23 protein-coding genes are annotated in these 22,785 nt (G+C 37.4%); 8 read left to right on the top strand and 15 right to left on the bottom strand.

What is annotated here, in order from left to right; translation table 11 throughout:
- Nucleotides 1–402: 402 nt before the first annotated feature.
- Entirely contained in the window at nucleotides 403–555 is a 153-nt protein-coding gene (locus NST91_RS16860; RefSeq protein ID WP_341332070.1) for a hypothetical protein, read from the bottom strand.
- A 211-nt stretch (nucleotides 556–766) separates the two neighbouring features.
- Between NST91_RS16860 and NST91_RS16865 the strand changes: the two genes are divergently transcribed.
- Complete coding sequence (locus tag NST91_RS16865; RefSeq protein WP_341332071.1) at nucleotides 767–2,128, top strand: YjiH family protein; 1,362 nt, start codon at nucleotides 767–769, stop codon at nucleotides 2,126–2,128.
- A 211-nt stretch (nucleotides 2,129–2,339) separates the two neighbouring features.
- Here the strand turns inward: NST91_RS16865 and NST91_RS16870 are convergent, their stop codons facing one another.
- From NST91_RS16870 to NST91_RS16885, 4 genes are all read right to left on the bottom strand, one after another.
- Entirely contained in the window at nucleotides 2,340–3,347 is a 1,008-nt protein-coding gene (locus NST91_RS16870; RefSeq protein WP_341332072.1) for an ABC transporter ATP-binding protein, read from the bottom strand.
- Nucleotides 3,348–3,366: 19 nt separating this feature from the next.
- Nucleotides 3,367–4,176 carry an ABC transporter permease gene (locus NST91_RS16875; protein WP_341332073.1) on the bottom strand — a complete coding sequence of 270 codons (810 nt, stop codon included), beginning with the start codon at nucleotides 4,174–4,176 and terminating at the stop codon, nucleotides 3,367–3,369.
- Nucleotides 4,177–4,179: 3 nt separating this feature from the next.
- On the bottom strand, nucleotides 4,180–4,983 hold the full coding sequence (locus NST91_RS16880; RefSeq protein ID WP_341332074.1) for an ABC transporter permease: 804 nt from the start codon (nucleotides 4,981–4,983) through the stop codon (nucleotides 4,180–4,182).
- A gap of 111 nt (nucleotides 4,984–5,094) precedes the next feature.
- Nucleotides 5,095–6,405, bottom strand: coding sequence for a purine/pyrimidine permease (locus NST91_RS16885; RefSeq protein WP_341332075.1), 1,311 nt, complete (start codon nucleotides 6,403–6,405; stop codon nucleotides 5,095–5,097).
- Nucleotides 6,406–6,736: 331 nt separating this feature from the next.
- Between NST91_RS16885 and NST91_RS16890 the strand changes: the two genes are divergently transcribed.
- Nucleotides 6,737–7,720 carry a Gfo/Idh/MocA family protein gene (locus NST91_RS16890; protein WP_341332076.1) on the top strand — a complete coding sequence of 328 codons (984 nt, stop codon included), beginning with the start codon at nucleotides 6,737–6,739 and terminating at the stop codon, nucleotides 7,718–7,720.
- A 169-nt stretch (nucleotides 7,721–7,889) separates the two neighbouring features.
- On the opposite strand, the gene NST91_RS16895 is transcribed toward NST91_RS16890, so the two are convergent.
- The 3 genes from NST91_RS16895 to NST91_RS16905 all read right to left on the bottom strand — a co-directional run bounded on the left by NST91_RS16895 (nucleotide 7,890) and on the right by NST91_RS16905 (nucleotide 10,731).
- The gene (locus NST91_RS16895) at nucleotides 7,890–8,543 is read right to left on the bottom strand and encodes an SDR family oxidoreductase (RefSeq protein ID WP_341332077.1); all 654 of its coding nucleotides are present in this window, start codon (nucleotides 8,541–8,543) and stop codon (nucleotides 7,890–7,892) included.
- A gap of 98 nt (nucleotides 8,544–8,641) precedes the next feature.
- Nucleotides 8,642–10,243, bottom strand: coding sequence for a PH domain-containing protein (locus NST91_RS16900; protein WP_341332078.1), 1,602 nt, complete (start codon nucleotides 10,241–10,243; stop codon nucleotides 8,642–8,644).
- Nucleotides 10,243–10,731, bottom strand: coding sequence for a PH domain-containing protein (locus tag NST91_RS16905; RefSeq protein ID WP_341332079.1), 489 nt, complete (start codon nucleotides 10,729–10,731; stop codon nucleotides 10,243–10,245). Before NST91_RS16905 ends, NST91_RS16900 begins: the two co-directional genes overlap by 1 nt.
- A 220-nt stretch (nucleotides 10,732–10,951) precedes the next feature.
- Here NST91_RS16905 and NST91_RS16910 point away from each other — a divergent pair, with 220 nt between their 5' ends.
- Nucleotides 10,952–11,392, top strand: coding sequence for a cell wall hydrolase (locus NST91_RS16910; protein WP_121445095.1), 441 nt, complete (start codon nucleotides 10,952–10,954; stop codon nucleotides 11,390–11,392).
- A gap of 56 nt (nucleotides 11,393–11,448) precedes the next feature.
- Here NST91_RS16910 and NST91_RS16915 read toward each other — a convergent pair whose 3' ends face one another.
- The 4 genes from NST91_RS16915 to ltaS all read right to left on the bottom strand — a co-directional run bounded on the left by NST91_RS16915 (nucleotide 11,449) and on the right by ltaS (nucleotide 16,425).
- On the bottom strand, nucleotides 11,449–12,504 hold the full coding sequence (locus tag NST91_RS16915) for a tartrate dehydrogenase (protein WP_341332080.1): 1,056 nt from the start codon (nucleotides 12,502–12,504) through the stop codon (nucleotides 11,449–11,451).
- Between the two features lie 100 nt (nucleotides 12,505–12,604).
- Nucleotides 12,605–14,065, bottom strand: coding sequence for a sodium/pantothenate symporter (gene panF / locus NST91_RS16920; protein ID WP_341332081.1), 1,461 nt, complete (start codon nucleotides 14,063–14,065; stop codon nucleotides 12,605–12,607).
- Nucleotides 14,062–14,349: a YhdT family protein gene (locus tag NST91_RS16925; RefSeq protein WP_341332082.1), complete on the bottom strand. Its 288-nt coding sequence runs from the start codon at nucleotides 14,347–14,349 to the stop codon at nucleotides 14,062–14,064. Before NST91_RS16925 ends, panF begins: the two co-directional genes overlap by 4 nt.
- 120 nt (nucleotides 14,350–14,469) lie before the next feature.
- Entirely contained in the window at nucleotides 14,470–16,425 is a 1,956-nt protein-coding gene (gene ltaS / locus NST91_RS16930) for a lipoteichoic acid synthase (RefSeq protein ID WP_341332083.1), read from the bottom strand.
- A 501-nt stretch (nucleotides 16,426–16,926) separates the two neighbouring features.
- Here ltaS and NST91_RS16935 point away from each other — a divergent pair.
- Complete coding sequence (locus NST91_RS16935; protein ID WP_341332084.1) at nucleotides 16,927–17,880, top strand: metallophosphoesterase; 954 nt, start codon at nucleotides 16,927–16,929, stop codon at nucleotides 17,878–17,880.
- A gap of 36 nt (nucleotides 17,881–17,916) precedes the next feature.
- On the opposite strand, the gene NST91_RS16940 is transcribed toward NST91_RS16935, so the two are convergent.
- Entirely contained in the window at nucleotides 17,917–18,342 is a 426-nt protein-coding gene (locus NST91_RS16940; RefSeq protein ID WP_341332085.1) for a DoxX family protein, read from the bottom strand.
- Complete coding sequence (locus NST91_RS16945; protein WP_341332086.1) at nucleotides 18,332–18,997, bottom strand: alpha/beta hydrolase; 666 nt, start codon at nucleotides 18,995–18,997, stop codon at nucleotides 18,332–18,334. The genes NST91_RS16940 and NST91_RS16945 overlap by 11 nt, the downstream gene beginning before the upstream one ends.
- A gap of 246 nt (nucleotides 18,998–19,243) precedes the next feature.
- Here NST91_RS16945 and NST91_RS16950 point away from each other — a divergent pair, with 246 nt between their 5' ends.
- Together NST91_RS16950 and guaC are read left to right on the top strand one after the other, a co-directional pair.
- A complete protein-coding gene (locus NST91_RS16950; RefSeq protein ID WP_341332087.1) occupies nucleotides 19,244–19,783 on the top strand; it encodes a helix-turn-helix domain-containing protein in 540 nt (179 codons plus the stop codon).
- Nucleotides 19,784–19,949: 166 nt separating this feature from the next.
- On the top strand, nucleotides 19,950–20,933 hold the full coding sequence (guaC, locus tag NST91_RS16955) for a GMP reductase (protein ID WP_341332088.1): 984 nt from the start codon (nucleotides 19,950–19,952) through the stop codon (nucleotides 20,931–20,933).
- A 910-nt stretch (nucleotides 20,934–21,843) separates the two neighbouring features.
- On the opposite strand, the gene NST91_RS16960 is transcribed toward guaC, so the two are convergent.
- Nucleotides 21,844–22,272, bottom strand: coding sequence for a hypothetical protein (locus NST91_RS16960; RefSeq protein WP_341332089.1), 429 nt, complete (start codon nucleotides 22,270–22,272; stop codon nucleotides 21,844–21,846).
- Nucleotides 22,273–22,308: 36 nt separating this feature from the next.
- Here NST91_RS16960 and NST91_RS16965 point away from each other — a divergent pair, with 36 nt between their 5' ends.
- Together NST91_RS16965 and NST91_RS16970 are read left to right on the top strand one after the other, a co-directional pair.
- Nucleotides 22,309–22,554, top strand: coding sequence for a DUF2164 domain-containing protein (locus tag NST91_RS16965; RefSeq protein WP_341332090.1), 246 nt, complete (start codon nucleotides 22,309–22,311; stop codon nucleotides 22,552–22,554).
- Nucleotides 22,555–22,603: 49 nt separating this feature from the next.
- Entirely contained in the window at nucleotides 22,604–22,768 is a 165-nt protein-coding gene (locus NST91_RS16970) for a hypothetical protein (protein ID WP_165918079.1), read from the top strand.
- Nucleotides 22,769–22,785 lie beyond the last annotated feature (17 nt).

Genomic DNA, 22,785 nt, shown 5'->3' on the forward strand with positions numbered 1-22,785 from the left:
CAAGGTTGATACTATGACATCAGCTGACTTCTCTTGATTCAGCTACTTATCACTAAGTGGGTTCCTTTCCAGGATACCAAGAGACCTCCCAGGGTAAGTTCATTCACTTTCTCCTCATATATCTGCCACATTTATTTACGGTTCATCTGGGGATATTTTGGACTTTGTTTTGTTTTGCAAACTCGTCCTGAAACGTAAACCTCAAATGTGATTCGTGTACCTCAGACCGAGGATTTGCCTTGGGCTTCCTTCAGATTCCGCGTCGCCACGGACACCCTTGCCTTTGGCTAATGGTTCGCATATCCCAACGCCCATAGCGGACTCTCACCGCCAAGTTAATGAACATGCCTGGCACACAAAAGAAGCATATTCACCTCAGTGATATGCTTCTTAACGACTTCTTCAACTAGGATCATTTTCGTCATAAGACAGGGTCGTAACTTGTGTGTAATCGCCTTTTTCTATCTCTTCTGATGTCGCTTCCTCTTGTAAATCATTTTCTGTGTCCATTCCGACTGCAATGGTTGCATCGCCCTTCTGTTGGCGTTTCTTCATCAGGATCCACTCCTTTCTTTTTAATGTCCCCATATATGTTTTAGTTTGAGTTGGGAATGCTACAAAAAAAGCTGGTAGATATAACCGTTTTCAGAATAGTATTTTTATACGTTTGGAAGCATTTTTATTTAAAAATCACTCGCATTTTTATAAAAATTGTTATAAAGTAATCATTGTGACTTTTTCTGAATAGTATTTGAGGTGATACAACATGGCAATCCAAAAACAACAAGAAAAAACTGCAGTAACAGAATATTTAAGGTTCCTAATCCCTTCTTTAATCGGTATTATTTTATTTATTGTACCATTTCAATATAAAGATTCATTCACGATCCCTGTTGCGATTTTGGCGGGCATTGTTCAAGATTTATTAGGCGGTTCAATTCCTTATATTATGACGGCATTAATTACAATCACAGGGATTTTTTCTATTTTGACAGTATTCTTTAAACCATCATTCATTACAAAATCTCCCTTTTTATCTGGACTTTTTTATGTATCTCCAATATGGGTGATTGCACGGATTCTTGGAATGATTTTCTCTATCATGACATTATACAAGGTTGGTCCCTCCGCGATTTGGTCAGATACAACTGGTGGAACTTTGCTATTTGATTTGATTCCCGTGTTATTTTCCGTATTTTTATTTGCAGGACTTTTTTTACCATTGTTACTTGATTTTGGCTTATTAGAGCTTTTTGGAGCATTGTTAACAAAGGTAATGCGTCCTCTTTTCAGATTACCTGGACGTTCATCTGTTGACGCCATCGCTTCATGGTTAGGTGATGGAACCGTTGGGGTCCTTCTTACCAATAAACAATACGAAGATGGCTATTATACAAAACGGGAAGCAGCTATTATTGGTACGACATTCTCTGTAGTTTCCATCACGTTTACAGTCGTTATTTTAGCCCAAATGCGTTTAGAGCATATGTTTGTACCATTTTATTTCACAATCTTATTTGCAGGCTTGGTTGCGGCCATCATCATGCCGAGAATCCCACCATTATCTAGGAAGTCGGATACGTACTATGAAGGCACTACTCAAAAGGCGGACGAAGCCATTCCGGCAAATGTAGGACGACTTCAGTGGGGCGTGGAGCAAGCAGTTATACAAGCGAGAAAAAGTGGAGACTTTTCAAAAGTGTTAAAAGGTGGGGTTCAAAATGTGTTGGATATGTGGCTGGGCGTTGTTCCAGTCGTAATGGCAATCGGAACAATCGCACTTATTATTGCGGAATTCACGCCGTTCTTCACCTATTTAGGGGCTCCATTTGTACCGATTCTTTCGCTTCTTCAAGTACCAGAAGCTGCTGCTGCAGCCCAAACTATGGTCATTGGATTTGCAGATATGTTCTTACCTTCTATTATTGGTGCGGATATTGAAAATGATTTGACACGATTTGTGATTGCAGGAGTATCTATCACTCAGTTAATTTACATGTCAGAGGTTGGTGGATTGTTACTTGGTTCAAAATTACCGGTTTCTTTTTTGGACTTAGTATTCATTTTTTTACTTCGTACGTTAATTACCTTACCAATCATTGTAGGCATGGCATATTTGTTTTTTTAAAATAATAGGTTAAACCCCGAAGCTGATTCGGGGCTTTTTTATGTATTAACCATAAATCACGATTATTGGCCAAAAATATGAAATATCAGCCATAAATTCTGATTAACAGCCATAAATTCTGATTAACAGCCATAACACAAATTTATCGACCATGATATAAAAATAAGCCCCACGAAGTAATCCTCTGTAGGGCTGAAACACGTCAAAAATATCAAACTTTCACAGGAACCTCTTCTTTCGTAAATCCTTCTTGATATATTCTGCTGATAATCGACTCAATTTCCGGCTCTTCCACTGTTAAATCAGTAATATTATGGGTTTGCGTAATTTGCGAAATCACGTCCGAAGCGGAAAAATCATCACGGTTGAAACGGATCCACTTTCTGTTCCCTTCCTCTTTCATGAGCTCACCATTTGAAACGTGTAAATCGACGCCATTTTCCTCAACATCAACAATCAAAGTCCGCATTTTTCCGAAACGAGACTTAACTGCTGCTATATCACCGTCATACACCTTTTGGCCATGATCAATTAAAATCATTCGTTTACAAAGCTTTTCAATATCCTCCATATCATGTGTCGTTAAGATCACCGTCACATCGCGAAGTTTATTAATTTCCTGTATAAATTCACGCATTTTCTCTTTTGCAACAACATCCAGTCCTATCGTTGGTTCATCTAAAAATAAAATCTCAGGGTCATGTAAAAGTGACGCTGCAATATCCGCTCTCATACGTTGACCTAATGATAGCTGTCGAACTGGCGTGTTCAAAAACTCGCCTAAGCCAAGAATATCCGAGAATGTATTCATGTTCTCTTTATAACGCGCATCAGGAACGCGGTATATTTCCTTTAATAATTCAAATGACTCAATTGTCGGGAGATCCCACCACAGCTGTGTCCGTTGACCAAACACAACACCAATGTTTTTCGCATTCTCCTTACGTTTTTCATACGGCACAATCCCATTTACAATAATGGAACCGTTTGATGGAACAAGAATACCTGTAAGCATTTTGATCGTAGTTGATTTCCCTGCTCCATTTGGTCCAATATATCCAACCATTTCCCCTTTTTCGATGGAAAAGGAAATATCTTTTACTGCTTCTTTCGTGACAAACTGGCGGTTTACGACGCTTTTTAAGGCCCCTACAAAACCTGTTTCTCTTTTTGCAATTTTAAATTCTTTGTTTAAATGTTCTACTTCAATTATGGCCAAGACACATTCACCCCTTTAATCACGATCCAGCACTCTTATATCGACTTAAGCCGAGCATCCAAACATAATATGCAATGACAAAAAACACGATACCCACAAGCGGTGTAAAATATCCAATATAGGAAGAAAAATAAGGTGTATCCTTATCTAATATAACCGCTGCTGGGAAGTAATTCACAAATCCAAAAGGAACAACAAATGCTGTTACCCATTGAACAAACTTAGGATAGATAGCAAGTGGATAATTCGTTAGATTTCGAGCTGGATACATCACAACCCAGTAGAAGCGCTCTGACTTAGTCGTCCAGAAGGCAATGGCTGAAATGAAGACAAGCAGTCCTCCTTGAACTAAAATCCCACCAATAATCGCCCCAAGTAAAAAGAGGATTTTTCCAAATTGCCAATGAATATCAATAGCATTGCTAACCCATATAAATACAAGAATACTAAAAATAAATTGACCGGCAGCTCCAATATCAAATTTCATTGCCATAAAATGAAAAAATGGGTTGATTGGACGAACAAGAAAACGGTCAAAGGTCCCATTCACAATATAAGTGTCCAAACTTCTAAAATGGAAAAAGAGGATAATACAGAATCCCCACGATAGAACAGCTAACGCAAAAAGAAATAACAACTCATAAAAATTCCATTTTCCAAGTTCTTTAAATTGATAGAGCATAATCCACATAGTTACCGCGGTTCCCGTATAGGCCGCGACCATACCAACAATTCGCATGATGAACGCAAACCGATATTGCATTTGGGCACGTACTCCCGCTCCGACTAGTCGGAAATACAAACGAACATATTCAATAATCTTAGTCATCCTTTACCCTCCCTGTACTATCACTTTGTTTGATGCTTTTCGCCAAACAAAACGGAGGATTGTATAGGACACAGCTACCCAAAAAAACTGAATCCCAATTGAAATAAACACATCTTTGCCACTAATTTCTTCGATAAAAATCGCATTTGGAATAAAATAAATCCCTTGAAATGGTAAATATGTCGCAAACGTTTGTAACCATCCAGGAAAAAACCACAACGGAATGACTGAGCCTGATAAAAGGGATACAGAAAAATAGAAGATATCCTCTATTCCTCCTGTTTCAATAAGCCAAAATGTAAATAATCCAAATGTCAGCTCAATACAGTATCGTATTAAAAACCCTAAAAACCCGGAAATAATAAATAAAATCCATGTCATCCATGATGTCGGCAGGCTTAAATCAACAAAGAAAAACAAGAGAACATATAAAGGGACAAGTGCAGTCAGCATATAAAAAGCTACACTTCCAAAGTCAGCAAATAAATAACGTAACGGTACATCAAATGGCCTCATAAGTTCGAGTGCAATGTCTCCAGTTCGTACCTTTTCTTGCAGTTCCCACAGCGGCGTTCCGGCACCATTGACTGCCGTTAAAAACTGACTGACAACAACATATGTAAGCATTGCAGTTAGGGAGATTCCACTCGCCTCTTCTTTGCCAGCATAAAGCGCAAACCAAATTGACATCCACATTAACAAAAATATGATATTTGAAACCAGCCTTGTCCATACGTCAAAGCGATATGCAGCTGATCTCATAAAGGCTTTCTTCGTAAAAGCCGTATACATTTTTACCGTATCCATTCATTCACCTCTAGTAAACTATGAAACACAAGATAAAAGTAGAGTATGACGAACTCCCTTACCTTTTTTAACTGATTTTTCTTTATAGTAGCATAATTCTACTACTTCCGACTAGACTCTTTCTTTCTTTTTAGACCCAAGTCTTGAAACGGTTTGTTCAATCAAGACTGCCACAACAGTTCCAAGGACGAGACCATTATTCAAGATTGAAGTTAAAATGGGTGGTACATCCGTAAACGCTTCTGAAGGAACAAACATTGCACCTACCCCAACGAATAATGAAAAAACGATTATCAGTCTGGATTGATATTTGTTTTCTAGAGTTTCAAACATTGCTAAAGACGGAAGCATAAGGTTAGCAAAAATGATAAAAACCGTTGCATATCCCACTGGTGCAGGCAAACCTGAAACGAAGTTCATAACTTTCGGAAGGAAACTTATACCGACCAAGATGAAACTTCCAACAATGAATGGGAGTCTTGTATTAACTTTCGTAGTGGCAATGAAGCCGGCAGCCCCTGATATCGGAACAGGTGCAACCGCAGAGAAGAGTCCAGCTATCATCTGGTTTATTCCTGCCATAAAACCTGCAGGACGAAATCTAGTTTTTTCTAATGATACATTTTGTGACTGAAGCACTTGTTCAACGACCTTTACACTAGCTATAAGGTTGGTTAAAAGCAACAGTGTCACAAGGATTGAGGTCGTAATCATTCCACTATCAAAGATCGGCTGACCGAAAGGAAAGATCTTAGGTACCTCTATCCATTTATATGACGCAACATTGGTTGGTTCGATTAATCCAAGTACAGCAAAAATAATCCAACCAAGGGCCAAGCTGATTAAAACGGAGTATTGTCTTAAAGCACGAGGTCCTTTTTCGGCAAAAACAAAGGTAAATAGAATAATAAATAAACAAATACCTGCGATTTTTAAGTTAACCGTTTCTGCACCACGGTACCCAACACCGAAAATGCCATTTAGAAAGGAACCACTCAATTGTAGTGAAAGTAAAATTAAATAAGTGCCTGTTACAACTGGCGTGAATAATTTCGATAGTCGATCAATAATCCCGAAAATACTTAAGAGCATAAAAAGAACCCCGCTCACTAAAATACCTGCTTCAATTGCCCGAAGTGTTCCTTCACCTGAACCATATAATGTCGGACCTAAGCTTGCATAGATAATAAATACACCCCACCATAAACCAGCAGGTCCTTCATTAATCGGCAAACGGTGTCCAAAATACACTTGTATTAAACAGGATAATCCCAATACGAGGAAGGTCCTTTGGACAAAACTCGCTGTCTCAACTGGGTCCATTCCATATAGGGCCGCAATTGCAATTGGGGCTACTATAGAACTAGCAATGATAAAGGCTAGCCATTGTAATGAACTAAAAAAAACTTTCAAATTTCTCATCCCTATCCTACTATCAAATGCGCCTTGGCGTATTTGCGCCCGATTTTTAGTCCCACAGGAAGTGGGTCATAAAGACGTTGCCACATGATGTGGCGTTCTTAGTCTTTGGATTTACTGCTCGAAAAATTACCGCGAAAAATCGTGGCATCCGCCGGAGGCCATAACTTTATTCTCTATCGGTTTGACCACCTTGTAACTCTTTCTGCATTAATCCCAGCAAATTGTGGACTTCCGCTGAATAAAGTTATGTGCTCTCCCATTTTACCATTATTTTATAAATTTGCATGTTTGCTATAATGAATATATATACTTTATTTTTGGAGGAAAATTTATGATTCGTTTTGGAGTTATCGGAACTAACTGGATTACAGATTCATTTTTAGGAGCAGCAAATACAATTGAGGATTTTTCATTAACAGCTGTCTATTCACGAACGGAGGAGCGAGCAAAGGTATTTGCTAATAAACACCATGCACCTTATACCTTTACTTCGATTGAGGAAATGGCGAAATCTGACTTACTAGACGCTGTATACATTGCAAGCCCCACTTCCTTTCACGCCTCTTATGCAATTAGTCTTTTGAAACACGGAAAACATGTTCTTTGTGAAAAGCCAATTGCCTCAAATACGAGTGAGCTAATGGAAATGATTAAGGCCGCAAAAGAAAATAATGTGTTGTTAATGGAGGCACTCAAGTCAGGCTTTCTCCCATCCTATTCAAGCATTCGGGAGAACTTACATAAAATCGGACCTGTACGTCGTTATTTCGCAAGCTATTGCCAATATTCATCCCGCTACGATGCTTATAAGGAAGGAAATGTATTAAATGCTTTTAAACCTGAATTTTCAAATGGCTCATTAATGGATATTGGCGTGTATTGTATTTATCCGATGGTACAATTATTCGGAAAGCCAGATTCAATTAAAGCAAGTGGGTTTATGCTCAATTCTGGTGTCGATGGGGAAGGAGCCATACTTGCCCATTATAAAGACATGGAAGGTACGGTAATGTTTTCAAAAATTACAAATTCCTATATCCCTTCTGAAATACAGGGTGAACAGGGTAGTATTCTCATCGATAAAATTTCAGAACCTGAAAAAGTAGAAATCCGCTATCGTGACGGTCGAGTTGAAGATATCTCTAAGCTCCCAGAACAGCACACCATGTATTACGAAACAAAAGAATTTATCGACCTTATTAAAAATGGTTCCTTAGAGTCCAATGTAAACACGTATGTAAATTCGATTGCAGTTATGGAAATATTAGATGAAGCTCGTAAGCAAATTGGGTTAGTATTTCCTGCTGATAAATGATAAAAGTACAGAGCCCGAGCTTGTTGGCGACAAATATAAGGTATGACAAGTGCTGACAAAAGGTTCTTGTTACCCTCCGAAGCAATTATCTTAGACTAGAGAGCTGGTGGAGCCTAAAATTAGAAATAAAAAACGAACGCTTGCGACCGAACCGTCGCAAGCGTCTCTTTTAATCACCTTTTACATTTTTCAATGCATCTTCGATCGGAATATCTCCACTTACAAGATCAAATGATTGATAATATGTATTTTCCTCAGATAAGGAAGCTACAATCACTTTTGCTACGTCCGCACGAGGAATTGTATTTCTTGTCAAATTCTCCCCAATTGAAATCTTCCCAGTGCCTTCTTCATTCAGCAAACCACCAGGTCGAACGATTGTATAGGTTAAATCACTTTGTTCAAGTATTCGATCGGCATAGTGCTTTGCTACATAATATGGACGAATTGCCTCATTCCATTTTTCACGTTGATTCGCACCTAATGCACTTACCATCACAAAGCGGTTAACGCCAGCCTTTTCTGCTGCTTCAACAGTCTTCACAGCACCATCAAGGTCGATTAGCAGGGTTTGATCAGGACCTGTATGTCCACCTGAGCCTGCAGTAAACACAATCGCATCAGAGCCTGAAATGGCCTCTGCTATTTTATCAACACTATCTGCAATACTTGCTAAAACATTTTCAATACCTAAGTTATCAAAATGGGCTTCTTGCTCTTGTTTACGCACCATCGCAATGGGGGTATGCTCACTACTTTCCTTTAAAAGCTCCACCACTTGTTTTCCAATTTGACCATTAGCACCAACTACACAAACTTTCATCAATCTAGCCCCTTTCATATTCATTTCCTTTATTATTACAAGTTAGGAAATAGATAGCAAATGAAAGGGCTTCTGATTTCAATGGACGGTTTCCCCGGTTATTTAGATACCGTTTGGTTGCTACTTTGTTCTTCAACAAGATCAACATCTTCCCGACGCTTTAAGTACCATTCTTCAAATGCTTGAGCAAACGGTAATGGAATATCTTTAATGGTCTCAATATGTGTTGGGATTGAACGATTCATCGTTGTAATGGAAGCAACTTGGAAAAGTTTTTGTAATCTAGATTGAGAGTAGGACATTTCAATCAAATGTCTTCTTTTGGTTATAAACATGCGACTTGTTAGTCCACCTTGCCACCATTGTACTTGGGTCTCATTTACAGCATATCTCGTATGATGATAATCAAGAAACCTTTGCAAGACAATGATGCATAGGAAGACAACAGACAAGATCCACCAGAATTGCTTAATATCAAAAAGTTCAGGTTTAAAGTAAAATAATCCAATTGTTACTATAAGCCATAACCAGCTTGGTTTCAGTAATTTTACCCATAACGATTTACGAGGTAACCTTTCTAATTTACTTAATTTCACCTGATAGATTGGTAGCAATTCTTCAATTAATTCATATGCTTTTTGGAGAGGTAAAAATGGATAAAGTGAATTCACATTGATGGATTCATCGCCTTTATTTGGATTCGCAGAACTGATTAATTTTACTTCCGCTAACCCAAATATTCGCTTCAACAACGTTTGCCTTATCTCTAGACCCTGAATTTTCTTTTTTTCAATCGCAAAATAACTTTCATCAAGTACCCCTCGGTCTATAAAGATATATCGTGCATCTGAAGAAATTTCATATTTTCCATACCGGATAAATGTTCGTGCCACACCAAATGTAACGGCAATAATGATAGCAATAATCAGAACAATAACAAATAGCCATTTACTTGCAAGCAAGACCTCAAGTACTCCTTCCAGCTGATTGGTATCAGGTAAGAATGTACTTAACGTATCCAGTCCAGCAAAAATAATCGGAATAATAGCTAGGAAGCTTAGGGATGTAAAACTAGCCTTCCATAGGTCCTTCCTTTCTGGCGAAAAATGAACATGACGGCTTATTTCCAAGTCATTTTGTTGTCCACTTTCTACGAATGCTTGTACAACATCATCGTATTTTTCTACTAACTTTTCATCTTTAGCATCTAGTGCATGATTTTCATGAATTGACTTTACATTTTTAAATTGTGGCGCTCCCGCCTGCTCCTTACCAGTCTGAACGAGGTCAATTAGAAAATCGGCATGTTTCTTTGATATAACGTCAAAATGGATTGAATCATCTTCTCCGTCCATTGCGGTTTCAAAAGTAAGAGATGTCAAACCAGCAATTTTATGAAAGAAGGTGGTTTTTCGAGTGACGTTTTGGATTCTCGAAAACGGAATAGTGCTTGTATTCTTCACAAAAAGTCCTTTATGGATTAGGAAAGTACGGTCTTTCCACTCATATTTTTCCACAAACCAACTAGCTACTATGTAAAGCAATCGCAAGAAAACAAATACTAAAAACGCATACCTTCCATATACAAAGTACCAAGACTCTGAATCTCTTTGAATAATAAACAATAGTACCAACAAGATGAAGTTGTTCTTTATTAGTTGATAGATCTTGAAACCAATACCGAGTGGGTGGTATTTCATTATTCATCAACTTCCTTTAACTTTGCATAATCTGCTAATCTCTCTCTTAATTCGAGAGCAATCCCCTCTTCCAAAGCAGGTATTGTATGAGATGAACCCATTGTTTCGATTTTAATGGAACTTGCATGATATTTTTTCAGAATGGGACCTTGAATTGTCGAAACGGACTGGATTTTCGTCATTGGCACGGTCACCCATTCTTTCGTTAGAACTCCATAACGCATTTGAAGGTATTCATCATCAAATTGATAACTCCAGTTTCGATAATTCAAGTGGGGTTCAATAAATGACCAAATCGCTCCGAGGATGGCAAACGCGAACAAAGCAATCAAAATCCAAAAAGCCCAATTTGGCCAGGAAAAATAATAATTCAACCAGAACAATAATCCCAGCACCAAAAATCCGATAATATTCGAAATCGATTCAGATATTATTCTAATTTTGGGAAAAGCGGGGGATAATTGATTTTCTAATTTTATATCACTCACTTCTAGCAGCTCCTTATGAAAAATCGTATTCAACATATTTACGATAACAATATCAATAAAGTTTCATTATTTCCTATTTTTATAGAAGTTGAATCAATAAACAAAAATAGCATATTTTTGGTGACCAGTGGGGTATCAGTTTGGAAATTGGAGTTAAATTTATTGAAAACCGACATCTTTTGAGTCAGTTTTCATACAATTTTTGTAGAGGTGATGGAAAATGGCAAGAGTAAAACATACAAACAAAGACGTTGATTTAGTAGCAAGGATGATGAGGGCAGAAGCTGAAGGCGAAGGTCGCCAAGGCATGCTTATGGTTGGTAACGTCATTGTCAATCGAGCTGTAGCGGATTGTTTAGATTTTAAAGATGTAAGAACAATTAGGGACGTGATTTATCAAGTACAAGGAGGAAACTTTTCCTTTGAAGCGGTACAAAAAGGGAATCTATTCTATAACCCCGCAAGAGAGGTTGAAAGAAAATTGGCAAGGCAAACCTTAACTTTTTGGCGAGAGCATCCTTCAAAGTATTCACTTTGGTATTTTAATCCATATGCTCCATGTCCACCTACCTGGTACGGTCAACCATTTGCAGGACAATTCAAAGACCATTGTTATTACGAACCACAGGCAAATACATGTGATAGTGTTTATCGCGGTTAACCCCCATTTATCGTGGGGGTTTTTTTATGTATAGGAAATAATTTTCACATTTTCTATTATGCTTTTAATCTAGCAATGATCTCGGTTGTAACCTCAGACGTCAAATGAGTCCCACCGATATCCGCGGTGTAAATGCCATCACTTGTTACACTCTCAATAACACTTAACAACTGCGAACCAAGTTCCTCTTCACCAAAATGGTCTAACATCATTTTCGCTGTCCAAATTTGACCGATTGGATTTGCGATCCCTTTCCCAATGATATCTGGAGCAGACCCGTGCACAGGCTCAAACATCGAAGGATATTTTCCATTCACATTAATATTCGCAGCTGGCGCAACACCAATACTCCCCATAATGGCAGCACCTAGATCTGTTAAAACATCTCCGAAAAGATTACTTGCAACAATAACATCAAACCGTTCTGGACGCGTCACAAAGAAGGCCGCTAAAGCGTCAATATGCTGTGAGTCTGTCCTAATTTCAGGATAATCCTTCGCTACGTCCTGAAATATTTCATCCCAAAATGGCATTGAATAGATAATTCCATTTGATTTGGTCGCACTGGTTACATGTTGTTTGCGCTTCTTCGCCAATTCAAACGCATAGCGCATCGCCCGTTCTGTTGCCTTTCTTGAAAAAATTGCATTTTGAATCGCTATTTCTTCTTCTCCTTGAAAAATTCTGCCTCCAACAGAACTATATTCCCCTTCACTATTTTCTCGAACGACAAGTAAATCAAAGTCCTTCGGGTTAAATAGGGGTGAACGAATTCCTTTTAAAAGTTTTGCAGGTCGAATGTTAATCACTTGCTCAAATTCACGACGAAGCTTTATTAATAGCCCCCAAAGGGAAATATGATCGGGAACAAGCTTCACATTTCCAACCGCCCCAAGGAATATGGCATCAAAATCCTTTAATCGTTCAAGACCATCTGGTGCCATCATATCACCATGCTCTAAATAATATTCGCAGCTATATGGAAACTCGATAAAATCAAATTTCAAACCACCATGTATGCCTGCTACTGTATGTAAAACCTCTATCGCTGCAGGAACTACTTCTTTCCCTATCCCATCCCCAGGTATTGACGCAATCTTCAAATTTTTCAAAGCGTAAAACCTCCCTTAAGCTAATTTCTTTTGTTCAAATCGTATCATATTGAACTGTATTCGGCCATCATAAAAAAATCGACAAGTGCACACTTGTCGATTAATAAAATTTCGCATCCATATTACGTAAATGTTCGAGGTCTTTTTCCTTCACCAGTAAGCTCACACCAATGTACGAAATGAGGGAGAATAGTACTGGCAGGACAACTGAATGCATACCAAATGGTTCTGGTGAGATTGTATGAATTAGAATATAACTTCCCACTCCTACAAGAATGGAAGAAATAGCCCCATATTTATTACCTTTTCTCCAATATAAACCAAGTACAACTGGCCAGATAAAAGCTGCTTCAAGACCACCAAACGCAAACAAATTCAACCAAATGAGTAGATCAGGAGGGTTGATTGCTAATAAAAAGACAAGAATTCCAATCAACCCTGTGACCGACATACTCAGTCTTTTAACTGTTATATCTGATGCATCAGGTTTTATGTAGTTCAGGTAGATATCTTTTACAATCGATGAACCAACGATTAATAATAAGGAGTTAACGGTAGACATAATCGCTGCCATCGGTGCAGAAAGAACAACTCCAGCTAACCAAGCCGGTAATACCTCCATTGCAAGCAATGGCATAACCGTATCAGGAACGTCAACCCCCGGAATAATGGCTCTTGCGAATACCCCTGATAAATGCATACCAAGCATAATAAATCCAACAACTATGGTCCCAATTATCTTCGCTTGGTGCATTGCCTTTGAATGCCTGTACGACATAGCTCGGACAGCTATTTGTGGCAATCCAACAACTCCAATCCCTACAAGAATCCAAAAGGATGATAAATATAAGGGAGTAAGGGAGCCATCATGGCCGAACGGTGATACGAGACTTGGATTTTCAGATACCAGCTCTTTCATTATCGCTGGTACACCACCGCCAGCGATAATTGTTCCAATTAGGATGATTAAAGTCCCAATAAACATGATGATCCCTTGTATCGTCTCTGTTAAAGCTACAGCTCGAAATCCACCAATCGTTACATAAATTAAAATGGAAAGTGCAAAAATGAACAAAGAACTCGTATAGGACAAACCTGTTAACGATTCAATTAATCTTCCCCCACCTACCCATTGGGCGGACATTGACGCAAACAAAAAGATAATTATACTGCCTGCTGATAGCAAAACCACCCATTTTGATTTGTATCGCTCCTTTAAAAAATCAATGAGTGTAACAGCATGTATTTTTCGTGCAACAATCGCAAATTTTTTCCCTAAAACCGCAAGAACAAAATAACCGGTAACTACTTGTATCATCGCCAGTAGTACCCATCCTAGCCCCATCGTGTAAGCAGCGCCAGGGCCGCCAATAAAGCTACTGGCACTTCCATAGGTAGCGACCATTGTCATTGCAAGTACAAATCCACCTAACTCCCGACTCCCAAGAAAATAATCTTGGAGAAATCCAGTACTCTCTTTTAAACGGCCTGCTGCATATATACCCACAATAAAAATAATCACTAATAAAGCTATGAAAGGTATCAATACTCCCCAATTCATAAGGAGTCACCTCCCTCGTTTTCATCAAACGGTACCTCTTTAAATACCATTTTTACAAGAATGATGACTAACATAACAACAACTAAAAAACCAACCACACAACTGTAAAAAAACCAGCTAGGCAAACCCAAAATATATGTATACTCTTTAACAGGCTTTGACCCTAGACCATATGCAAAGCCAAACCACCATAGGAAGTTAAAAACCGCTAGTCCTATCCCAATAACTGCCTCTTTTTTAGCAACCTTGTATCTACTGTCACCTGAATGTTTACTCTTATTCATCACGACTTCTCCTTACGATTATCAATACATTGACATATTCTCATATCCGTTATACTGCCCCAAAATCCCCTTTTGCCATCAAAAAAGCTACCTAAGAACTCCTTAGGTAGCTTCTACTTATTATTCAGCTGATTCTTCATCAATTAAATAATTGTAATCTGAACGATCAACAGGTTCAAAACCTGGTGGTGTATAGAAACGTAACAAGTCTCCATTTACAACTTTATCAGAAGTGGCTAATTTTTCTTCAACGATGTCTTGAAGTTTCTTTGCAGAATCTAATTGATCTTCTGCAACTTCAACTCCAGTCGTAGAATCATAAAACTTACCATCGACTGATGAAATAGTTGGACTTACGAAATCACCATTACGGAATGGTACTACTTGATCATGCTGTTCAGATAATAAATCAGTTCCAAATTGAACATACTCTTTTGTATCAATTCCAAGCAAGTGTAGAAGTGTTGGAAGAAGGTCGATTTGACCACCGTATTGATGCTTAACCCCACCTTCCATTCCTGGAACACGAATAAACAATGGTACTCGCTGTAGAGATGCATTATCAAAAGCAGTTATTTCTTCTTTTTCTAATACTTGCTTCATGGCTTTATTATGGTTTTCCGAAATACCATAGTGATCACCATACATAATGATTATCGAATTATCGTATAATCCTTTTTCTTTTAAGTCATTGAAGAATTGCTCTAAAGCTTCATCTGCATAACGTGCAGTTTGGAAATATCCATCAACAGAACGATCACCTGTTGTATGAGGCGCAATAGTTGCATCCTCTTCACTGATTTTGTACGGATAGTGATGCGTTACTGTAATAAATTTTGAGTAAAATGGTTGCGGTAATGTATCTATTAAATCCGCAGACTGTTCATAAAATGGCTTATCCATAAGTCCATATTCAGCAAGATCTTCTGAATTCATTTGATAAAAGCTTGAATCAAAGAAGTGATTATAGCCAAAAGACTTATAAATTTCATTACGGTTCCAGAAGCTTCCTGAGTTACCGTGGAACACAGCTGACGTATAGCCTTGCTGACCAAGAATTGCTGGTGCCGCTTGATATGTGTTCATACCTTTTGTTGTAAAGGCTGAACCCTGCGGTAGACCATACATTGAGTTTTCAAGAATAAACTCCGCATCTGCAGTCTTACCTTGAGCAGTTTGATGGAAGAAATTATCAAAATACATTGTATTTTCTTCTTTAGTTAGTGAGTTAAGAAATGGCGTTACTTCTTCCCCGTTCACCTTGTAGTCAATTAAAAAGTTCTGCATGGATTCAAGGTGAAGGTAAATAACGTTCATCCCTTTACCTACTCCAAAATACTCCGGATTCGGTTCAGCATAGTTTGCCTTCGTATAGTTAATCACTTCAATACTGTCATTGCTGTCTGCTAACGCTCTTTGCGTTGAAGCTTTTGTGCTTTGAACAGCATCATAAATGGTATAGTTGTACATACCAAGATATTTCACAATGTAGTGGCGGTCAAATCCACGTGTTAAAAGTTGTGGACGATCAGCCTCTGCAAGAGTAAGGTTTACAGCTGAAATCAAAATCGCAAAAGCGAATAATGCAGCCACTTTAATTCCTCTCAAGCTTGTTGTTGTTTCAACCTTGATAACTTTGAAGACCATAAGTGCTACCAATACAAAAAAGTCAACAAAGAACAAGAAATCATATGGTTTTAAAAGAGAAGTAATACTTCCACTTACATCTCCAAAGTTTTGAGTTTGAAACAATGTTGGCAATGTAATAAAGTCACTAAAGAATCGGTAATACATAATATTAGCGTATAAAAGGAATGACATTAGAAAATAGATAATAAGAAGTCTTCTATATCTTTTCTTCCCTTTACCCAAAAATGAAAAACCTAAGAAAAATAAAGCCGATCCAAGTGGATTTAATAATAATAGAAATGTCTGTAAAGAGTTATCAATATTTAAGTTAAATTCAGTTGATTGTGAAATAAATGTTTTCATCCATAGGAGAAAAACTGCTAATAAATAAAAGCCAAAAAAGCTAGTGAAGATATTTTGACCACGTTTTAGAATGTTCTTTTTCATGATTGCACCTACCTTCGATATAAACAAAAAAATTATTATCTCTTCTACGAAAACTCAAAAACCATTCTATCAAGTAAATATGAACAAATTATTAACATACGTAATAAAATTTACATTTGCGGTACATTCACTTACTTTACTACGTTTCTTTAAAATGTCAAGAGTCCTAAAAAACCCCGAAATTTTCTTGCAACTTATGTATCCCCTTACAATCCAGCCTGTACACCATTTTTACAAACTTTTATAAAATACGTTAGATCCTTCAAAATTATGACCACTTTTCCTTTACAAAAAAGAGCAAATTGAAAGACGAAACAATCTCTTTCAATTATACTACTGTAATAGAAATTACTTTTTTTGGAAAGGGCTATTCGAACTATGTTTTTTCTTGCAATTTTCCTATTTCTCTTAGTTTATTGTGGTATGTGCTTCTTTTTTGGGTATATGGGATGGAACTGGCTTGAACACTCATTTTCATTTCGACATAAAAAGACATACATATTGGTTATACTTGTTTTATCATTAAGCATTTTTGTGGGTTACTCAACTTCCTCTGCAGTCTTACAGACAATTGGTTATTATTGGTTAACATTAACAGGCTATGGACTCGTCCTTTTGCCCATTGCAATTCTATTATTCTTCCTATTTAAAAAGAAAGGTATTCGCATAATTGGCTTTGGTGTAATTTTTACGTATGTCCTTATTTTGAGTGTCGGAACTTACTATGCATGGAGTCCAGTTGAGAGGAACTATGAAGTTACGATTAACAAAAGCTCTGAACGGGACAATTTGAAAATCTTAATGGCTTCAGATTTTCACCTGGGTAGTATTGTTGGTGAAAACCATCTTAAAAAGTTCGCCCATTTAGTAGAAGAAACTAGTCCAGATATCGTGTTAATCCCTGGTGATCTAATCGACGATCATATTGAACCATTTTTACAGAAGAATATGGGTAAAATCATGACGGAAATCAAGGCACCGCTTGGAGTATATGCTACACTTGGAAATCATGATTATTACGGTAATGATGATGAAAAAATTGTCGAAGAAATGGAAAAGCACGGGATTGAGGTTTTAACAGATGAAGTTACCATGATAGAAAATGATTTTTATCTAATAGGAAGAAATGATGATACTGATGATGATCGCGCTGGAATAAACGAGCTTATTGCACACCTTGAACATTCAAAACCATTGATTATGTTAGACCATCAACCAAATGAACTTGATGAAGCCATGAAAAGCGGAATCGACTTAATTCTGTCTGGTCATACTCATCGAGGACAACTATTTCCTGGAAATCTACTAACCAACCTGCTTTATGAAAATGATTACGGCTTGTTGAAAAAAGAAGAGTTAAATTCAATTGTGTCATCTGGATTCGGTACATGGGGTCCTCCCCTCAGGCTTGGAACAAGATCTGAAGTTGTCGTAATCAATGTAAAGTTTAAGTAAGAAGCATTACCTCACAGGAGGTAATGCTTCTTTTAATTAGTTTACTGAAGTTGTCTTATTCTCTTTCCCTTTACCAATAAATTGGTCAAGAGCAAGTGCCTTAGAACCAGTTATTGCGAGCATCATAGCCATTGCAAGAAACGCTAGGTCTAATTCATAACCTGCCATCTGACCGTTTCCTAGAAACCCTATTGCAAGTTTTACTTTCACAATGGCTCCAACCATGACTACAGCAAAAAGAATAGAAACGATTCGACTAAATAAGCCAAGAACTAACATAAGTCCTCCAACAAATTCAATAATTGCTACACCATAAGCCACAACACCAGGAATTCCTATGCTCTCAAACCAACCAGCAGTATTTTCAACTCCTCCTTGGAACTTATCTAGCCCATGAATAAAAAACGTAATACCTAAAACCACTCTAATAATTAATTGACCTAATTCAAATTTATTTTCCATTTGTATTTCCCCCATTTTTTAGAATGTTAGTGATCCATTCAATTAAATCACGATAATTTTGTAATGAAACGGTATGTCCTTCTGGATAAGAATGAAAACTTACAATTGCCATTTGCTTTTCAAAAAACTCCTTACTCTCCACTCCCCATTCAAAAGGAAGAACAGGATCATTTTCCCCATGAGAAATGAAGATAGAAAGGTTTTCGACGGGTTGTGTATCATAGTCCTTTTTAACGAAGGCAGGAATATACCCACTCAATGCAACAATACCCTTAATACGATTTCCTAAGGCGAGCCCTAAAGTCATTGAAACAATGGCACCTTGGCTAAATCCTAATAAATATATATTTTCTTGATCAATCGAATAATTTTTCGAAGCATAGTCAAGAAAATTCTTCAGTTGACCAATGCTTTTGTCGAATACCTCTCTGTGCGGTTTGCCATACCCCTCAATTGTAAAGAATGCATAACCCGGTGGCTGTGCTAATGGCCCACGAATACTAAATATATAAAAAATATCCTCCAACCCTTTTACTAACGAAAGAAGATCTTGTTCATTGCTCCCCATACCGTGCATTAAAAATAGAGCAGGATATTTTTTATCGGGATCAATTGTTGTAGGATGGCGAAGTTCATAGGTAAATGGTGAATTCAAGTAATGTCCCCCTCCTTGGATGTTATTTACTAATTAGTAATCTAATCGAGTAATATTTTTATAGAAATAAAATATTCATATTAGTGAACCGAGAGACCAAAAAAAGAAAAACCTTAAACGGTTCTTGTTGTTTTCTAATATGAATATTTGTTGTTTATAAGATAACAATATACTTAGTAGCTTGTCAACACTTTTTTTGCTACTATTAAATTAAGTTTCATACTAGAAAACATGTGAGGTACAGATATGGATATTGGTACAAAAATTCGTGCGATACGAAACCGAAAAAAGATCACAATCGCCCAAATGTGTGAAGGCACTGGTCTATCAAAAGGATTCATTAGTAATGTAGAAAACAATAATACATCTCCATCCATAAATACACTAAAAACAATCGCTGATTTTCTTGAGATTCCACTTCCCTACTTGTTATTGGAAAAGAAAGAACATATGCGTGTCATCCGTAAAGATGATAGAACAACTACCTCCTTTAACAATTTAAAAGTGGAACACCTCACCTCTAAGGGTGGGCTACGTATGATGATTGTAGAATGTCCACCTGGTGCTTCAATGGGAGAACCTAACGCCCATGAAGGGGAGGAATGCCACTTGGTCTTACAAGGGAAAATTCTTGCTGAACAAGGGGAAGATTCAGTTATAGTTGAAGAGGGAGATTCTTTCAGCTGGAATGCAAGCGTCCCTCATTTCGTTAAAAACATTGGAGATACAAAGGCTGTAATCTTAATCTCCGTTTATTCTGATTCAGAATTGAATGATATTTTATAGTGCAAGCTTGCGAACAACGCAGGCTTTTTTTCTTGGTTATTCCTTATTTCGTAGGTCAATACTAAAAATGCTTTGACAACGGTTTAAAAATCATGTAAATTATCTAATGTACGAACATTATTAAACAACCAAGAAAATAATATTCGGTTTTAGGAGTGTTTTTTGAATGGAAAATGTATTTGATTATGAAGATATTCAGTTAATCCCTGCAAAATGTATTGTTAACAGTCGTTCAGAGTGTGACACTACAGTCGAATTTGGCGGCCACACATTTAAACTTCCGGTTGTCCCTGCAAACATGCAGACTATTATAGACGAGAACATTGCACTATTTTTAGCTGAAAATGGCTATTTCTATATCATGCACCGTTTCAACCCAGAAAAACGTGTTGATTTTATTAAGGATATGCAATCTCGCGGTTTAATTGCTTCTATCAGTGTTGGAGTAAAGCCTGAGGAATACACTTTCGTGGAACAACTTGCTGAAGAAAATCTTGTACCTGAATTTATTACAATTGACATTGCACATGGACATTCAAATTCAGTTATCGAAATGATTAAACATATTAAAGCACATTTACCAAAAAGCTTCGTAATTGCGGGTAACGTTGGTACACCAGAAGCAGTAAGAGAACTAGAGAATGCTGGAGCTGATGCTACAAAGGTTGGAATCGGGCCTGGTAAAGTGTGTATCACAAAAATTAAAACTGGATTTGGAACTGGCGGCTGGCAACTAGCTGCACTTCGTTGGTGTGCGAAGGCTGCAACTAAGCCAATTATTGCTGACGGTGGTATCCGTACTCATGGTGATATCGCAAAATCAATACGTTTCGGTGCAAAAATGGTGATGATTGGATCCCTTTTCGCAGGACATGAAGAGTCCCCAGGTGAAACAACAGAAGTCGAAGGTAAGTTAGTTAAGGAATACTTCGGTTCAGCTTCTGAATTCCAAAAAGGTGAAAAGAAAAATGTTGAAGGTAAGAAAATCTATGTGGAGCACAAAGGTTCATTAAAGGATACACTAAAAGAAATGGAACAAGACCTTCAGTCCTCTATCTCTTATGCTGGTGGAACGAAACTAGATTCCATCCGCCACGTTGATTATGTGATCGTTAAGAACTCAATCTTTAATGGTGACCGAATCTACTAATTTTAAAAGGATGAGCTAAGGGTTCCGCTCCAAGGTTCCAAACAGTAAATCACAGTACATTTTTAGCGTGAATTCACATATGAATTCACGCTTTTATTTGATAAATTAACGCCTAATACGGATTTCATCTTATAAAAAATTCAAATTACTAGACTTCGGACTCAACCACGATGTTTTTTATGTCCCGTGTCCGAAGATACCTCATCTTCAGACTCAACGTTGTTCATTCTACCTTCCCTTGTCCAAAGATACCTCATCTTCAGACTCAACCTTGTTCATTCTACCTTTCCTTGTCCGAAGATACTTCATCTTCGGACTCAACCTCGTTCATTCTACCTTTCTTTGTCCGAAGATACCTCATCTTCGGACTCAACCTTGTTCATTCACCCTTTCCTTGTCCGAAGATACCTCATCTTCAGACTCAACCTTGTTCATTCTACCTTTCCTTGTCTGAAGATATCTCTTCTTCGGACTCAACCTCGTTCATTCTACCTTTCCTTGTCCGAAGATACCTCATCTTCAGACTCAACCTTGTTCATTCTACCTTTCCTTGTCCGAAGATACCTCATCTTCGGACTCGACCCTGTTCATTCTACCTTTCCTTGTCCGAAGATACTTCATCTTCGGACTCAACCTCGTTCATTCTACCTTTCCTTGTCCGAAGATACCTCATCTTCGGACTCAACCTTGTTCATTCTACCTTTCCTTGTCTGAAGATATCTCTTCTTCGGACTCAACCTCGTTCATTCTACCTTTCCTTGTCCGAAATTATTTTGTTATTATTTTATATTAGATTTTGTAACTTTAATTTTTTTCATTAAAAATCGTATCGTTTGATATGATAGGTGGTCTGTTTTCAACTCAAAACGAAACTCGAATACCAAAGGCTCATCCTTTTTCGTATTACAACTTAGTTTTGATTTTGATTTTCTTGTTTACTCACTAATTTTTCTACTAGCTCGTCGATGAACTCATATTCAAGTTGCGTACCAGTAGATGTATAAAAGAACCCTTTATACCTAATGGTGTCACTTGAATTAATGATTAACTCCTTCATGGTCTCGCCGTTCGTATCGTAAATCGTTGTGTCAAATCGATATCCCATATAACCAGCCGAAAGCTTTCCTTTCTTAAATGTCACTTCATTTAGACTCGTAATAATACGGTTGATATCTTTTTCGGATGTAATATCCGTTCTGTATCCAGAATTTCCGTCTACAATATGTATTTTTGAAACCTCATCGGGATTAATATCAAAAATCTTGTGAGGTACGTACGTAAAACAGTATAGTAAAACAATAAGAAGTGTTATTAGAATTAAAATTGTTTTTAATTTCATTATGCTTCCACCTTTATTAGATTAGGAGTGTTTTGATTGTTTATAAAGCTATCGAAAGAACAACAGCAAATGATGATTTCGGACATACAATCCTTTTTCTCGCTAGAAAGAGACGAGGAAATCAGTGAGTTTGCTGCTGAACAGGTCTTACATTTTGTAAAAGAAAAACTAGCACCACATATTTATAATGCTGCTGTACATGACGTTAAAGCAGTGGTGGACCAACAGTTCGCCTCACTTGACGACGAAATTTTAACACTTGAACGCCCCATAAGAAGGTAGAGTATTTTTCATTAGATTGCCTACACTACCTTTAAGAGGTGAAGTGTATATGCCAAAAGAGAAACAAAACTCTTTCGATCCAAAAGATACATATGGCATTTTTAATTCTGAGATGGAAGTGGATACAGATGTCAATGAAGATAAGAATCGTGAAAGGCTGCTTGATGACTCAGTTGAAGCATTTTTAGAATTGAAAAAAAGTCTAACTGAATAGTTCGTGGAAAAAAGAGA

Source organism: Ferdinandcohnia sp. FSL W7-1320, assembly GCF_038050315.1.
Lineage (GTDB): Bacteria > Bacillota > Bacilli > Bacillales > Bacillaceae_L > Ferdinandcohnia > Ferdinandcohnia aciditolerans.